The organism is Weissella confusa (genome assembly GCA_041871065.1).
Lineage (GTDB): Bacteria > Bacillota > Bacilli > Lactobacillales > Lactobacillaceae > Weissella > Weissella confusa_A.
Window position 1 is genome coordinate 1,838,635 of the sequence record CP168942.1, and the last position, 17,534, is coordinate 1,856,168.

The 17,534-nt window shown below is 49.6% G+C and carries 8 protein-coding genes; 2 read left to right on the top strand and 6 right to left on the bottom strand.

Annotated elements, in window-relative coordinates; translation table 11 throughout:
• Positions 1-57: 57 nt before the first annotated feature.
• The 4 genes from ACAW68_08920 to ACAW68_08935 all read right to left on the bottom strand — a co-directional run bounded on the left by ACAW68_08920 (position 58) and on the right by ACAW68_08935 (position 3,651).
• Positions 58-267, bottom strand: coding sequence for a YqgQ family protein (locus ACAW68_08920; GenBank protein ID XGA15577.1), 210 nt, complete (start codon positions 265-267; stop codon positions 58-60).
• Between the two features lie 9 nt (positions 268-276).
• Positions 277-978, bottom strand: coding sequence for a rhomboid family intramembrane serine protease (locus ACAW68_08925; GenBank protein XGA15578.1), 702 nt, complete (start codon positions 976-978; stop codon positions 277-279).
• An 11-nt stretch (positions 979-989) separates the two neighbouring features.
• The gene (locus ACAW68_08930) at positions 990-1,541 is read right to left on the bottom strand and encodes a 5-formyltetrahydrofolate cyclo-ligase (protein XGA15579.1); all 552 of its coding nucleotides are present in this window, start codon (positions 1,539-1,541) and stop codon (positions 990-992) included.
• Between the two features lie 61 nt (positions 1,542-1,602).
• A complete protein-coding gene (locus tag ACAW68_08935; protein XGA15580.1) occupies positions 1,603-3,651 on the bottom strand; it encodes a peptidoglycan D,D-transpeptidase FtsI family protein in 2,049 nt (682 codons plus the stop codon).
• 158 nt (positions 3,652-3,809) lie between these two features.
• On the opposite strand from ACAW68_08935, the gene ACAW68_08940 reads away from it, so the two are divergent.
• Entirely contained in the window at positions 3,810-6,455 is a 2,646-nt protein-coding gene (locus tag ACAW68_08940) for a YfhO family protein (GenBank protein XGA15581.1), read from the top strand.
• A 117-nt stretch (positions 6,456-6,572) separates the two neighbouring features.
• Positions 6,573-7,058: a transcription elongation factor GreA gene (gene greA, locus ACAW68_08945; GenBank protein ID XGA15582.1), complete on the top strand. Its 486-nt coding sequence runs from the start codon at positions 6,573-6,575 to the stop codon at positions 7,056-7,058.
• Between the two features lie 65 nt (positions 7,059-7,123).
• Here greA and recQ read toward each other — a convergent pair whose 3' ends face one another.
• Both recQ and ACAW68_08955 read right to left on the bottom strand, forming a co-directional pair.
• Positions 7,124-8,944 carry a DNA helicase RecQ gene (gene recQ, locus ACAW68_08950; GenBank protein ID XGA15583.1) on the bottom strand — a complete coding sequence of 607 codons (1,821 nt, stop codon included), beginning with the start codon at positions 8,942-8,944 and terminating at the stop codon, positions 7,124-7,126.
• A 145-nt stretch (positions 8,945-9,089) separates the two neighbouring features.
• The gene (locus ACAW68_08955; protein XGA15584.1) at positions 9,090-17,531 is read right to left on the bottom strand and encodes a hypothetical protein; all 8,442 of its coding nucleotides are present in this window, start codon (positions 17,529-17,531) and stop codon (positions 9,090-9,092) included.
• Positions 17,532-17,534: the final 3 nt, after the last annotated feature.

Sequence of the window (17,534 nt, forward strand, 5' to 3'; positions counted from 1 at the left end):
ATTATAACGAATTTCTGAATTAAAACAAGTGTTTTATTGAAAACGTTTTCAATACTATTATAGCAGTCTTTCTTGCTTCTCTTCTAACTCGTGCTCATGCCTTAATACCAACTTGATTTGCGCATATTCCTTCGCATCAAGTAGGCCAGCTTTATACATATTGTCGATTTCAATTGCTGCTAACTCAATATCCCATAGGCGTTTTCCAACGTGAATGTAGATATCATATTTCTTCAACAAGTTTAGGACGTCTAAAAATGTTTGCATATCTATCCCCTACTTTCGTAACAGTGCAATACCGACCAATACGGCAATCAACACCAAGTACACCAACAACGCTAGTGCTCGTCGGCCACCGCCAATCTTGAACAGGCCTGAATAGTGAAAACCTGAAATAAGCACTGGCACAATTAAGAATCCACCGACTAGTCCGCCGATGTGGGCTGCCAGATCAATCCCTGGCGTAAATAGCGCTGAGATGACTGACAACAACACAAAGGCGGTCATCAGTTTCGCCTGACTACGCCAATAGGCTCGTCGTTTGTCCATCAAGCCCAGTCTAACGATGGCCCCAAATAAGCCAAACACGCCGCCAGAGGCACCAGCTGAAATAACATTCATCGCACCAAACGCTAAGCTCATCAAGTTTCCACTAATGACCGTTGCGAGGAAAAGGATTAGAAAACGCCAATGACCGATTTCCAATTCCAATAAGCGTCCGATGAAGTACAACGTAATCATATTGAAGATTAAGTGCGAAGCGGTTACGTGTAAAAATCCTGCCGTCAGCAACCGCCACCATTCACCGTAATGAAGAACGATTGGTCCGAACTGCGCACCTGTTTCATATAAAACACGGGAGCTAATGGTAAAACTCTGCGCAATCAAAGCTTCCCAGAGGTACACCACGACCATAAATGCCACCAAGGCACTGGTTGCGGGTGTCGCTTTAAAAGCGCGTTTAAATTCTGCTATCATACTTTTCTTCCTTAAGCAGGTGGCAAAACAATCACTTCATCCACCTGTTGATCTGTTTTTTCAATGTCCCAAGTTGGGGTTGGTACGTAATTATCTGGAATCGTCACCGCAATTTTTGCGCCGGTCGTTTTTGGAAGCCAACGGTCATAGTAACCACCGCCGAACCCAAGTCGATCACCAGCTGCTGAAAAGGCCAAACCGGGGACCAGGATAAAATCGAGCGTCGAAACATCCCCAAGCGGTTCCCCAATTGGTTCTAGCATACCAAATCTGTGGCGTTCATACTCGGTTGACTCATCGATTTGAATAAAGGTGAGTTGTCGCTGTGGTGCGACCTTTGGCAAATACACCGTTTTCCCTTGTAATAAGGCCGTCTGAATCAAGAGCTGTGTTGGCAATTCAACATCTTGCGACAAGGTTAAAGCAACCGATGATGCTTCCTGCCAAGCCGTCAACGCCGTCACTGCACGCGTTAACTGTTGCATCACCGCTGCTCGTTGCATGTCAGACAACTTCGCCAAATTGGCCTTAGCCATCTCACGCGCTTCATTCTTATCAATCATTTTGCCACCCTCTTCCCTAACAAAAAACTGACACCTACTAATAGGTATCAGTTTAGCATAGTTACTTTGTTGCTGAACCAGAATCTTGAACGTCCTTCCAGAACGCTTCATAGATTTGGATAGCAATTTGTTGGTTAACGTTTTCGTCTGATTCGTAAACCGATGGCACAACGATGGCCACGGCAACATCAGAGTTAGGTACGAATGAAATCAATGAACTGGTATAAGTTGATACACCATTCGTTGTCGTTTCGGCCGTTCCAGTCTTGGCATAAATACCAGGTTGCACATTCTTCATACGCGTACCAGTGGCATAACCAGAACTACTGTGAACAACTTCTTCCATACCCTTCCAAATCAAGTTACGCTCAGCTTCAGTCCAGCCAACCGTTCCCAACACTTCTGTTGGCACAGTCGTCTGCGTCTTAACGCGGTTCGATTCGTCACGTTGTTCAATAGAAGCAACGATGTGCGGACGAACGCGGTAACCACCGTTTGCAACGGTTGCAGCGTATTGTGCAAGTTGCATCGTGGTAAACGTGTCGTACTGTCCAAATGATTCGTCCAGCGCCTTACCAATATCTTCACGGGCTGTTGAACCCTTCACACCAGTAATTTCACCTGGCAAATCAATACCAGTCTTAACACCCAAACCGAAGCGGGCAAGTCCATCACGCATTGTTTGGAACACGCTAGTTGGCAAAGCCCCCAAACTCATACCTGGATAGTAATTCAAACCACCCATCTTCAACATCAATTGCATAACGTATGAGTTAGATGACACCATCAAGGCCGTGTCAGCCGTCAACGGCATGCTACCGCTTCCGTTACGGTTAAACCATGATGACTTCGTTGCCGTACCGGCAACCGTGATTGGTTGGTCGACAATGGTATTGTTTTCAGCTGTGATTGTGCCGTTCAAGAAGCCAGTTGTAATCATCGCTGGCTTAACTACAGATCCCACAACGTTCGCTTGGTTAACAGTTGAAAGGGCATCCGGCGTCGTCTTACCCGTTTCGTTATCGCGGTTAACACCGGCCGTTGCGTAAACACCACCCGTCTTTGGATTGATAACAACCGCATACGCACCTGTCGTCATACCGCCTGGAATGTTGTTTTCCAAAATGCTTTGCACATCGTTTTGGAACTTTGAGTTAATGGTCAGCGTCAAACTGTCACCAGCTTGGCCGGCGTACGTCGTCTTTTCAGTCGTCTTGCCGTCCTTGTCGGTGCGAACTTCAACTTGACCCTTCGTACCCTTTAGTGTGTCTTCATATTGCTTTTCTAGGTATGACGTTCCGACAATATCGTCACGTGAATACCCTTCCGTTAGCAACTTATTAACACTATCTTCTGGCAAACCAGACTTAGAAGTTGACGTTGAGCCAACCAACGCCTTAATCGAATCACCTTGTGGATAGTCACGTGTGTAGTAAATACCGACACGCACACCAGGCATCTTTGACTGACGCTCACCAATGTTGGCGATTTCTTCTTGCGTGACACCAGTCTCTTTAATGTAGACCGTTGACAAAGAATACGCATTAGCCATCTTTTGGAAAATCATGGCGGCATTCTTTTGCTTATCGCTCAATGGGAACTTAGCCTCATGCTTTTGCACGTAAGACTTCAAAGCATCAACATAATCATCTGTCCCTGGAACCGTCTTCGTACCACTTGCCTTAACGACCTTCGCAGCTCGCTTCGCATCTTGAATGTAGTACGTTGCATAATTTCCGGATGACAATTGATCAGTATCAATTGAAATATACTTGGCAACTTCATTGGCAATATCGTACATCTCAGCTTCGGTAACACCCTTTGGCTTCGTATACGTAATCGCTTGTGATCCCTTGTTTGCAACTAACACTTGACCAGTACTGTCGTATATCATGCCTCGTTGCACGTTTACTTTTTCAGTACTTGATTCAGCATTATTAACGGCTGCCTTATACGTTTCACTATCTGTAACTTGTAGGGTAACCAATCGCCAGCCCAATAATCCGAGCATCAAAACCACGATACCCATCAGCACATTCAAACGTGCTGGAATTCGAGCTAATGATCCATTCTTTGACCGACGATTGCCACGTCGCTTTGGTGACTGCATAACTTGACCCTTTCTTCCATAATCTAATTGTTTAATTGTAGCATAAAACCGGACCAACAAACCTTAACCCTTGTCGGATTTTAACCAAAAGCAACCCTAATAAACGACTGCAGAATATGGTTTAATAGAACTATCTGAATTTCGGGGAGAAAACAATCATGTTCGCACGTTTTAATCCATTGAAATGGCGGTCGTCAACACAAGCATTGTGGGTTAGTTTCTTACTACCACTCTTGATTATGACTAGCTATTTCGGCTTTCGTCACATGGCACCGTTCGGTTCAAGTTCAATCTTAACCGTCGATTTAGGCCAACAATATATTGATTTTTTTGAAAATTTCCGTCAAACCATTCTCCACAACCCAACCAATATTTTCTATAGCTTCGCCAAGGGGCTGGGTGGTGAAACATATGGTGACTGGGCTTACTATTTATTCAGCCCAACAAATCTGCTTCTCCTACCATTTCCAAATACAATGTTGCCAACCGCAATTTTGTTGATTACGGTTCTAAAATACGGATTGGCCGGTTGGAGTTTTAGCTATGCGCTGCGCGTGATGCGCTGGCAAAACGGTTGGCGTTTACCACTTTTTGGTGTCACATACGCCATGATGGGCTGGTTTGTCGCGAATGATTTAAACCTGCTTTGGTTGGACGCAGCGATTTTGCTACCGTTAATCATCGCCGGCTTTGAACGCTACTTGGATGGTAAATCATCGTGGCTATTTATCGCCCCACTCACAGCCATCTTTATTATTAACTACTACATGGCCTACATGATCGGCCTATTCCTAGTGTTGTACGTTTTCTGGCGTTTATTCTGGCAACCATACACATTGCGTGAACGTTGGACCATCGCTAGCAAGTTCATTTTTGGCAGCATCATTAGCATTGGCCTCTCAACCATTGTTTGGTTACCCACTGGTTATACTTTGCTCAACAGTAAGGGCCAACACATGCTGGATAATCTGAGCTGGAAGTTCGAATATCAAGCGCCCGATATTCTTGGAAAGCTGTTCTTGGGGACATTTAATTTCGAACAAATGCCTTCAGGACTGCCAAATATTTTTATCGGTAGTTTGCCAATTATCATTCTCTGGTTCTTCTTTACGTACCGTTTAATTCGCTGGCAAACGCGACTAACCGCTCTGCTTGTAACTGCTTTTCTAGTTGTTTCAATGATGTACGCACCGTTGGATTTGATGTGGCACGGGTTCCAATTCCCAGTTTGGTATCCATACCGTTTCTCATACGTCTTTAGTTTTTGGGTGCTATGGTTAGCAGCCTCGGTCTGGTCACCAACCCTGCGCTTCTCGTGGACACAAATTGGCACACTCGTTATCTTGGCAATTGCCACCGATGTGTACCTATACTTCCGTCTCGACAGTCTAAACTTTTTGACATTCAATCAACTCTTAGTTGGTAATGCGTTCTTTATCATGATTTTGGCATTGCATGCCTTATCACATCGTTCGCGTTGGTGGTTAGCAATCTTGAGTCTACTTGTGATTGGTGAAATGACCGTCAGCACCGTTTGGACGTTGAATAATTTCAGCTACCTGACAAATACTGAGTATCAAACTTACATCAAGAGCTTAAACAAGATTACCAAGCACTTGCCTAGCGAGCAGGATAATTTCTATCGTGTTGCCCAATCATTCCAACGCACCAAGGGTGATCCGCTACAAGGACATTACAATGGCGCCTCAACTTTCAGTTCTGCCTTGGAACACCAACAAAGTGATTTCATGGCAGCGATTGGCCAGCCAGAAGGCGATAATTACATTGCCTACAGCAGTGGCACCTTGTTGACTGATAGTTTGCTGGGCATGCGTTACCTATTGCAGCCATCTGGCGTAGAACCAAATACGCCAGGTACGCCTACTAATATGCAAACCTACCAGCGTACCGACACCAACGGTACTTATCAAATGACTAAGTACACTGGGACGGCGATTTTGTCTGAGAACCCATACGCGCTACCGATTGCATTTGCTGCGAACACAAATGCACTTAACGTGACGTTCAAAGACAACGATCCCCTTCGCAATCAAAACGATTTTTGGAACGCCTTAATCGGTTACCAACACGACGATATCTTTAAAAGCGAAAACTTCGATAGCTCAACCGCTGCTAATGTGCCTGCGCCAGCAACGATTACTGGGGCCTATCTGAAGAAGGAAAACAAAAAACAAGTTGCGTCACTGACCCTAACTTACACGCCAACGACTGATAATCCTTACTATCTAACGCTTGGTGATGCCGTGAATAATGACAATGTCGAAATTCAATTGAACGGTAAGGCATTGCCGACAATGCCAAGTCATCGCCACACAATTATTGTGCCGCTTCCGGCTTATCAAAAGGGTCAAAAGCAAACCCTAACGTTCGTTCTAAAGAAGGATGATTTGTGGTTACAAAATGTTTCACTCTACAGCGCTGACAAGGATTTGATCAAGTCACAAGCGCAATCACTTCAGGAACACGGTCTGCAAGTTAAGAAAGAGTCGGAAACTGAAATCAGCGGTAAAATCAATATGCCAAAGGGACAAGGTTTGCTAATGACCACCATTCCTAATGCCGATGGTTGGCATGTTATGGTGGACGGCAAAGAAACCGAAACCGTAACGGTCGGAAAGTTCTTTATTGGTGTACCATTGAAACCAGGTGAGCATACAGTCACGTTTAAGTTTGCCGCCCCATACTTCAAGATAAGCGCAATCGTTAGCTTAGGCTTCTTGCTCTTTATGCTTGGATTGGGTTGGTCAGAGAACGAAAAGCGACGTCACTCATTGCATTACTAACTCTTAGCGTTGTGAACCTTTACACACGCGTATACCCGTGGTAATGTAGCATTTGAAGCCTTCGGGTATACACACTTATTAAACTAATAAAATTTACTTGCATAGGAGGCCAGAAACATGGCTGAAGAAAAGACATTTCCAATGACGGTCGAAGGAAAGGCCAAGATTGAAGAAGAACTAAACACGTTGATTACTGAGACGCGTGCTGAGATTACTGGACGTATTCAAATCGCCCGTAGCTTTGGTGACTTGTCAGAAAACTCAGAATACCAATCAGCTAAGGACGAACAAGCCTTCGTTGAAGGACGTATCAACACGTTGCAAAACATGCTTGATAACGCCATCATCATCGACTCATCAGAAATTGCTGACGATGAAGTTTCAGTTGGTAAGAAGGTTACGTTTAAGGAATTGCCTGACGAAGAACCTGAAACTTACGCGATTGTTGGTGCCGTTGAAGCTAACCCACTTGAGGGTAAGATTTCTAACGAATCACCTATCGCAGTTGCTTTGATGGGTAAGAAGGTCGGCGACCAAGTTGAAGTCCCACTTCCAAACGGTGCTTCAATGGAAGTTGAAATCATCGCTGTTGAAGTTGCTTAATCATTAAAAAATAAAGGGTCGCCTAGACTTGCGTGTTGCAAAGTCTAGGCGACCCTTTTTATTTTCTATTTGCTTTCAGCAATGACACGCAATACATCAGTGCCATAGCGCTCTGCTTTCGCTTCACCAATTCCTGAAACAGTCATCAGTTCCGCATCATTAAGTGGTTGTTGTTTGGCTAATTCCACCAAAGTACGATCATTAAAAATGATGAACGGCGGAATTTCCGTCACACGCGCCAACTCCAAACGCCATTGACGCAACGCTTCGAAGACGCCGCGTTGTTGCTCGTCCAAATCCTCACGTGTACTTGGTGAGCCAGCTCGCACACGATCACCAATTGAGCGGATGTCTTGACGACGCATCACCTTACGTTCACCCTTCAAAACAGCCATTGCATCAGGCGCCAACGTCAATCCTGCATATTGGCCAGTGACACGTAGGTACCCTTCTGCAATCAAATAATCAATCAAACTAATGATGTGCACGCGTGGCGTACCACGCAAAATGCCAAACGTTGGCAATTGATCCAGGTTCGCCCACGCAAAGTTATCAGGCACCTTACCACGAAGCGTTTCAACTGTAACCGTCTTACCAAAGCCATTCTCACCGCCACGTGACTTCAACATGCGAACAACGTGACTCAAAACCTTTTGTGCATCAGTTGTGATATCCACCGCTTCACGCGTATCCAAGCAGTTTGAGCAACGACCGCAATCCGGCGTATCTTCACCAAAATAACGGGTAATATAACGTTGCAAACACATTTGTGTGGCACCGTAGTTAGCCATTTCCTGCAATTTTACACGCTGCAAGTTTTGATATTCTGGCGTTTGATTATCACTATTATCAATAAAGAAACGTTGCGTCTGCAAATCAGCCGCAGCATATAGCAAAATCGCTTCAGACGGCAAGCCATCACGACCCGCACGACCAATTTCTTGATAATACGCTTCAACTGAACCCGGAATACCATAGTGAATGACATAGCGTACATTCGACTTGTTGATACCCATACCAAACGCATTAGTTGCAACCACGACATCGGTGCGATCGTAGATGAAATCGTCCTGAGCTTGTGCACGCTTTTCATCCGACATCCCTGCGTGGTAACCAACTGCATTGATGCCAGCGGCCGTTAGCGATTCGGTGAGCGCATCAACCGTTTTACGCGTTGGCGCATAAATAATCCCCGATTCACCACGGTGCTCCTTGATATAAGTCTTAATGAAGTCTTCTTTGCCCTTCTTATTCAACCCTTTTTCCATACGAATGGTTAGGTTATCACGCACCACGCTTGTTCGGACGGTGTGCTGAATGTGAAGCATCTCTTCCAAGTCGGCCTGAACACGCTCAGTCGCCGTGGCCGTTAACGCCATCACACGTGGCGCTGACTCCAGATTGTTAATCAAGCCAACTGCTGCCAGATAACTTGGTCGAAAATCATGACCCCATTGCGAAAGTACGTGTACTTCATCAATCACGACCAGCGAAATCGGCAAGCGGTTCAACAAGTTGTACGTTCCTTCACTGCCGAGACGTTCAGGTGCCATGTACAGCAACTTTGCCTCTTCATTCAACAAGCTGTTCATTGCGGCGCGGTACTCGTCGTCATTTTGTGTCGAATTCAACGTCACCGCTGGCACACCAGCCTCGTGAAGCTCATCAACCTGATTTTTCATCAATGATAGCAACGGTGAAATGACAATTGTTATCCCCGGTAGCATCAAAGCTGGAATTTGGTAAGTTAGTGACTTTCCGCCACCCGTCGGCATAATTCCCAGTGTTCGTTCGCCGTTCATTACGGCATTAATGATTTCTTCTTGACCATCACGAAAGGACTCATAGCCAAACGTTTGTTTCAAGGTTTCTAGCGCTGTCGCCACTCAGGTTGCCTCCTTTAAATCTCTTCGAAAACAATTTTCTCTATCTGCCATTATGGTCAGCTTTACCTTACTTTGTAAAGCACGAAAAAGGGGTGAATCTCACTTAGTTACTAGTGGATTCACCCCTTTCATTTACATCATGCGATTAATCATTCTTCTTACGTAGACCAAACCAAGCACCCAAGGCCAAGGCGAGCAAGCTTGCTGAGATTTCGGCAGCCATTGCAGCCTTAGAAAGATCAGCTTCCCCAGTCTCACCCGTACCTGTTGTTGGGTTCTCTTCATCGATACCAACTGGCACTGACTGCAAATCTGCAATGCGTTGACCGGCATATGGCAAAGACAATGGTGTTGTTTGTCCGCTGGTTGAGCCAAGCGTTGTGTCAGCACCCGTCACCATACCAGCGTCTGTTGTCGCACCGGTTACATCGTAGGCTGTTGACGTGATTGTTCCACCATCTTGACCATCGGATACCACAACGGTTCTAACCACCGTATTTGCACCAGTTGTTTCTGCTGGAGCAACCGTGTTAGTTGTTGTTGTATTCGTCTGACCGGTTGCATTATCAGCTGCCGTCGTAGCTGAAGCCATTGCGGCCTTATCAGCAGCGCTGGCAGCTTCACTTGCAACCTCGGCGGCGCTTGTGGCAGCGGTCATCGCTTGGTCGGCTGCCGTGCTTGCTGATGTAGCGGCGGCGCTGGCCTGCTCAGCTACCTTGGCAGCACTGGCAGCCTTAGCAGCGAGTTGGTCAGCGACAGCCGTGGCACTTGACGCAACTGCAGCCAATGAATCAGCAGCCGTTTGTGCTTCGCTAGCAGTCGTTGCATAGGAAGCAGCGGTTGTTGCAGCTGAAGCAGCTTGATCACCTAAGCTCTTCGCAGCAGCGGCGTATGAAGCAGCGGCACTTTGGTCACCACTTGCAGCGGCGCTTGAAGCAGCGGCTGAGGCACTTGCAGTAGCACTAGCGGCTGATGTTGCCACGGCATTCGCTGAACTTGCAGCGGCCTTAGCAGCTTGCGCAGTTGAATTAGCTGACGCAACCGCAGCAGCGGCACTTGATGCCTTCTTTGCAGCTGAACTTGCAGCAGCTGATTGACTAGCAGCCGTTGATGCAGCACTAGCAGCCAGTTGGGCAGCGCTTGAAGCTTCCTTAGCCTTTTCATCAGCGACGCGCGCAGCCGAGCTGGCGACAGCTGCGGCTGACGCAGTCGCTGAATCACCAGTACGTTGTGCATCAGCTGCGGCTTGCGATGCTGCGTCATTGGCCGCATTAGCCTTTGATTGTGCAACTGCAGCTGTTGACTTCGTTGCATTAGCCGTCTGTGTTGCCTGAGAAGCAGCACTTGAAGCAGCCGTCTTAGCTGTTTCGGCTGCCTTAGAAACGACAGCTGTTGATGCAGCAACTGATGACGCCTTATCGGCAGCGGACTTCGTTGCTGAATTTGCCTTGGCAGCATCACTGGCACCACTCGCAGCCGTTGAAGAACCAGCAGCTGCACTTGAATTCGTTTGGGTTGCAACAGCATCATTAACTGCACTGGCAGCGCTACTTGCGGCTGAGGCAGCCGTCTTAGCAGCTGCGTTCGCATTAGCTGCGGTTGTGGCAGCTTCTGACGCAACTGACTCTGCCGATGCAATTACTGCAGCAGCGCTTGATGCGGCTGAACTAGCAGCTGCAACGGTATCAGCAGCCGAGCTAACAACTGCGGCTGCACTACTTGCTGCTGCGTTAGCCTGTGTCGCGTTGCTGTTCGCAGTTGCGGCGACAGCGGCTGCCGAACTTGCCAACTTCGCATATGAGGCGGCAGCAGCTTGATTACCTGCTGACATAGCTGACTGCGCAGCTTCAGCCAATGACGATGCAGTTGCTGAATCGCTTGCAGCAGCACTCGCATATGAACTTGCTGCTACAGCGGCGCTTGAAGCAACCGCATTTGCTGAAGAAGCAACCGAAGCGGCTGAATTAGCAGCCGCAACTGCTGATGATGCCACAGCGCTGGCCGATTGAGCCGTTACGTTAGCGCTTGAAGCAACCTTGGCGGCACTTTGCGCAATCGCAGCTTCTGATGATGCAATAGCATTTTGCTTAGCAGCCTCTGATGCACCACTTTGAGCCACTTGGTTGTCAGGGTACAACTCACTCGCTGCCTTAGCAGCTGAAGTAGCGGCTGACGCTGTCTTAGCAGCACTCGTTGCTTCTGATGCAGAAGACGATGCAGCTGAAGCATAACTTGCTGTATTAGTTGCGCCCTCACTTGCAGTGGCCGCATCAGACTGCGTGCCGGCTTGATCAGCAGTAGCTTGTTCATTCTTCGCGTTTGCAGAATCCGCCGTCTCGCCTGCTTCACTTGCTTGCGTTGCGGCGTTAGACGTTGCATCTGCTGCATTACTTGTCGCAGCTGTCACCATGTCACCGGCTTGTCCAGCAACTGCGGCATTCACAGCATCAGTAGCTGTAGCAGCGGCGGCTGAAGAGGCAATCGCCGCATATGATGCAGCGGTACTTTGATCCCCGGCAGCAGCAGCACTACTTGCAGCTGTTGCGGCACTGGCAGCCTTAGCTGCTTCTGATGCCGCAGTGTTTGCAGCTTCTGATGCGGCGGCATTATCTGCGTATTCAGCGGCTGCACTTCGAGCTTCAGCTGCATCCGCGGCAGCCTGTGTTGCTGTTGTTGCAGCACTAGCAGCGGTGCTTGCAGCTGTTGCTGAATCGGCAGCGGCGTTCGCTGCTGAGTTAGCAGCTGACACAGTCGCGTTCATTTCACTGGCAGCGCTGGCCACAGAACTAGCAACCGCCGCTGCACTACTTGCTGCAGAAGCAGCTGAACTGGCTAACTCATCAAATGTTTGTGATTGTGCGGCGGCTGAACTTGCCAAAGAGTTTGCTACTGATGCAGCTGAGCTGGCAACTGCGGCAGCGCTACTTGCCGTTGCGGCTTGTGAACTTGCCATTGATGCAGCGGATTGAACCGCACTGTCATCTGGATACTGCGATGCTAGTGAGGCAGCCTTTGTGGCATTTTCAGTAGCATTTGCTGCAGCAGTTGAAGCGACATCAGCTTGACTGTTGATGTTTGTTACCGCTTCAGCCGCTTGACTAGATGCGGCTGTCGTTGTTGCCAAAGCAGCATTTGTATCAATCTCGTCTGCAGCGGCTTGCGCAGCTTCTTGTGCAAGTGTTGCCGTTGACGCTGCTGAACTAGCTGTATCAGCGGCAGTTGAAGCCGTTGACGCTGCTGTCGAAGCCGTTGACGCTGCTGTCGAAGCATTCTCACTAGCCGTCGTTGCAGCGGCGCTTTGCTGAGCAGCAGCAACTGAAGCCGTTGATGCTAATGCGGCATATGATGAGGCAGCACTGGCATCACCTGCCGATGCAGCACTCGCAGCTTCTGATGCGTAAGAAGCTGCTGAGCTTGCCAAATCAGTCGCGTTTGAAGCGGCAGTCGATGCCGCAGTCGCATAACTAGCGGCAGCGCTAGCAGCGCTAACAGCCGTCGACTTAGCATCTGACGCAACCGTTGCTAAACTTGCCACTGCACTAGCAGCACTCTTAATTGTTGCATCTGATGCATATGACGCATCAGATGCCAACTTATCAATATTTGTCTTAGTTTGATCAACTGACTCACTTGCTGTTGTGGCCCGTTCTACGGCGTCATTAGCATCTGACGCTGCTGTTTGGGCGCCTGCGGCATCACTTGATGCACCAGCTGCATCACTAGCAGCATTTTCGGCATCTTGACCAGCTTGGTCACCAGTTGCGGCAGTTGACGCTGCACTCATCGCAGTTGACGCTGCTTGAGAAGCTGAACTTGCCGTTTCATTAGCCGTTGAAGCCGTTGATGCTGCTTCGCTAGCAGCCTTGGCGGCATTGCTTGCGGCCTCACTCGCTGCGGTTGCAGCGGCGGCAGCTGAACTAGCGGCAGCGAAGGCACTCGCCGCGGCAGCTGAATCTCCAGCGGCAGCAGCGCTACTTGCTGCGGCAGCGGCCGATTGGGCAGCTGATGCTGCGTCGCTGGCAGCCTTAGCTTGCGTAGCAGCCTCTGATGAAGCCGACTGAGCGACGGCGTTAGCTGAACTAGCAACTGCAGCAGCCGAACTAGCAACTGCGGCTTCACTAGCGGCAGTACTTGCGGCTTCAGAAACCTTAGCATTATCAGCATACTGAGAAGCTAATGACGCAGCCGTGCTTGCAGCCTCACTGGCGGCACTGGCCGTTGATGCTGCAGCAGTTGAGGCTGACGCAGTGCTATCAGCGGCAGTATCAGTTGCGGCGGCACTCTTTGCGACATCCGCATTTGCTGAATCAGCGGCACTGGCATCTTGCGCAGCAGCAGCACTGTCGGCTGAAGCTGCTTCCTTATTCGCAACGGCCGTCAATGAAGTTGCTTGATCAGCTTGCGATTGTGCAGTTGCGGCGGCGGTTGACGCAGTTGCGGCAGCCTTGGCAGCACTTTGGGCAGCAGCATCAGCGGCAACTGCTGCTTCACTAGCAGCCTTGGCAGCTGACGAAACAGTCGCAGAATCCGCACCAGATGAGGCGGCCAATTCTGCAGCAAGACTTGCGGCTTCTGATGCCGTTGACGCTGCATTAGCAGCATCATCAGCCAATGATGCAGCGGCTTCGCTTTGTGCCTTCGCAACTTCAGCAGCACTACTTGCAGCTGATGATGCGCTTGCAGCGGCTGTGGCAGCTGATTGGGCGGCACTCGCAGCTGATTGGACATCAGCGTTATCTGCATATGGTGAATCACTAGCAGCCAATGAATTTGCTGTTGATGCAGCCACTGCCGCATTTGAAGCAGCATCTGACACGTCAGTCGTTTCTTGGTTGGCGGCTGTAACGGCATCTGCAGCTGATTGGCTGGCCTCATTAGCTTCATTTACCGAGGCATTTGCAGCCATTGAATCTACTGTTGCTTTAGCTGCATCATTAACGATTTGCGCTGTTGATGCAGCGTTCGAAGCGACCGTTGCTGCCGACGTCGCAACGTCAGCAGCTGACTTAGCCAATTCTGCAGCTGTTGAAGCTGCTGAATTTTGTGCATCCGCAGCACTAGCAGCTGATGACGCCTTGGCCGCAAGATCAGCGGCTGATGATGTCAAACCGGCTGCAGCGGCACTACTTGCGGCGGCTGCGTATTCGGCAGCATCACTCGCGTAACTTGATGCCAAGTCAGCAGCTTTTGAGGCAGCAGTTCTTTGCGCATTGGCTTCACTGGCGGCTGATTGTGCCGCCGTATTAGCTGATGATGTTTCACTTGCCAATGAATTTGCAGCAGCTGCGGTTGATTCAAGAACCGCATTACTTGCGTATTGTGAATCACTCGTCAAAGAAGCCAAGGCGTCAGCAATGCTTGTCGCCGTTGTATTGGCTGATGACGTTACTGCAGCCGCTGACGTTGCAGTCTTAGCAGCTGATGATGCTTCGCTAGCATAACTTGAAGCTGACGTTGCAGCACTACCTGCATTCTCAGCATCTTGGCCCGCTTGATCAGCACCGGCTGCATTTGACGCTTGTTCGGCCGCTTCACTGGCGGCGGTTGACGCTGTTTGAGCAGCAGTTGACGCTACTGCAGCATCGCTAGCTGCGTTTGAAGCTGTTGTGGCGGCATTACTTGCGGCAACTGAGTCACCGGCAGCCGCAGCACTACTTGCAATGGCAAGTTCGCTGGCAGCCGTGCTTGCAGCACTGGCTGCAGCGGCTGATTGATCTGCGGCTTCCTTAGCAGCACTGGCTGCGGTTGAGGCGTTATCAGCCGTTTCCTGAGCGCTTGATGCAGCATCCGATGCGTCAGTATTAGCTGTTTGTGCTGAAGTAACTGCGGTACTCTTGAAGTTCGCAGCTGCGGTTGCGGCTTCAGAGGCCGTCGTTAAGGCAGCTGAAGCTGAGTCATACAACCCGGCTGCGGCCAATGAACTTGCGGCTGCAGCGGCACTTGATGCAAGACTAGCTTGCGTTGCCGCTTGTGAGGCAGCTGAACTTGCCGCGGCTGAAGCACTTGACGCATCAGTTGCGTAACTACTTGCATTTGAAGCATCTGTTGCAGCAGTTGAGGCCAAATCATTTGCAGCACTAGCAGCACTGCTTGCTGTGGTTGCGGCTGAAACAGCTGTCGCATCCCCACTAGCAGCTAATGAACTTGCTTTGGCAGCAGCTGACGTTGCACTCTCGGCCGTGGTTGCAACAGCAGCTGCACTTGATCCAGCTGTATCAGCCATTGTGGCCGCAGATGTCGCTGCGCTACTTGCGCCGTTCGCAGCTGTCTTAGCATCGGCAGCTGCGCTTGAAGCGACAGCTGAGTATGAAGTTGCGTCTGATTGATCAGCCGCGGTTTGTGTGGCAGCTGATGACGCAGTTGATAATTGTGATTGTGCATCAGCCAGTGCACTAGCGGCCGTCGTTTGAGCAGCAGAGGCTTGCGCCAATGCACTTGCTGCGACCGTTGACTGTACTAACGCACCAGCGCCAGCAGAACTAGCCAAACTAGCGGCGGTTGATGCACTAGCGGCAGCGGTCGATGCGGCGACGGCTGCATTATATGCAGCTGAAGCATCCCCAGCGCTGGCGGCACTTGATGCAACCGCAGCATATGAGGCAGCCAAGCTACTTTGCTTTGCAGCATCGGCATTAGCAGTCGATGCAACACCTGCTAGTGACGTGGCGTTTGTCTTAGCCGTCGTCGCAGCGACAACGGCAGCTAATGCAGCTTCTGATGCTGACTTAGCCTTAGTTAAATCACCTGCAGCGGCTGCAACCGCTGAACTAATCACCGCATTTGAAGCGTTGGCAGATGACAAAGCAGACAAACTGTTCACAACCACTTGCGCTTGGGCAACGGCTGAAGAAACAGCTGAGCTGCTTGCTGCCACACTACTCAAAACCGTTGCAGTTGAACTTGCAACTGATGTGGCTACGCTACTTGCTGAACTAGCACTCGAAACCGCCGTTGATGTGCTACTTGCGGTACTTGCAGCTGATGTTGCAGCTGAGCTAGCTGCACTTGAAGTTGCCTTATTGAAATCAGCAGTGGCCGTGCTCAAGTTAGCCGTAGCGACCGACGCAGCACTAGCCGCTGTCGATGCTGCTGTCGAAGCAGCAAACGCAGCTGAAGTGTATGAAGCGGCGGCGGTTCCATCCCCAGCCTTAGCAGCTGATGCGGCATTTGAAGCGGCAACGGCTGCAGCTGTCGATGCTGACAAGATAGCCGCACTAGCTGAATTGATAATTGTTGTTGCTGACGTCGTGGCCGTCTGATATGACGTCACGGCTGATGAATATGACCCATTCGATCCGACTGCAGTTGCCGCAATTGACGCTGCAATCGAAGCAGCTGTTGAAGCAGTGGTAGACTCTGGTGCCACACTCGTTGCGTTCGTGCCAATGCCTGATGACAATACAGCAGCATCGGCCGTGTAGATAAGCGTCATCGACGTTGCCGTGGCATTCAAACGGGTAGTTGGTGCGTTAGCTACGTAACTTGAAACTGCTGGTGCAGCCATATTAATCGCAGCGGTCGTATCGTTCACACCAAATGAATCACCAACGTTTCCAGTCAATACCGTGCTAGCCATTGATGATGGCATACCCGTATAGTTAACCGTCATGGTTTGCTGAGCGGCCGTGAAACTACCAGCTTGCACACCGGCCTTCGTGGTTGACCATGCCCAACCAGTCTTTTCGTTCAGTCCCAACGCTTGATTACGTGGTAGGGTTTGCGTCGTTGACACAGTTCCCAACTTCGTACCATCTGCCGCAACCATTGTGTACGTCATCGTACCAGTTGCTGATGTTGATGTCGTTGTAGTTGGTGTCCACGCCATCGTCCATGTAATCGCATTACCAGCCAATGATTGTCCCGCTGTTGTCGCATAGTTTCCGGCACCCAGGTAACTCAACGACATTGGTGTAACAGAAGTTGTCATCAGGTTACTTCCGGCTGCATCAGTTGTTTGGACGGCCATTGACTTTGTCGCGTAACCATCACGTTGATCACCAGTAGTGATTTTGCCATCACCGTCCCACATCCACCAACCCATCCAGGTTGCTTGTACACCAAGGCCGGCAGCCGTTCCATTCAACTGTGCCAAACTTGCTGGGTCGGCAGCCGCAAACGTAATTCCAAGTGCGTTACCGGCAGCTTGCACAGCTCCCGAATCCGTCGTATTACCACCGGCCCCGTTACTTTGGGTAGCGACACCAATCGTAACGGTTCCAGTCATCGAAATCGGGTGTGTCATATCAAATTGCTTATTCATCGCAATCGTTCCATTCGTACCCGGTCCTGGAATCAAAGTCGTTGCACCACTAGTAGTTGGTCCAACTTCGGCACCATTTTGGTAAACTGTAAAGTTGCTGTCAATCTGATCTGTTGTTGTAAGATTCATATTTGGATCAGCAACCGTCGCTGCAGAACCGGCGAACAATTGATAAGCACTTGTCGCAGCCGTATCAGCCGATGCTGAGCCGAGATGCACCATATTACTAACGGCCTCCATTGCATCGTCTGCAAACTCAGCAACACCCGTCTTAAGATCACCGGTGTCAGTGGCAACTGCGGCACTACCAGCAATCATTGAGACCATTGT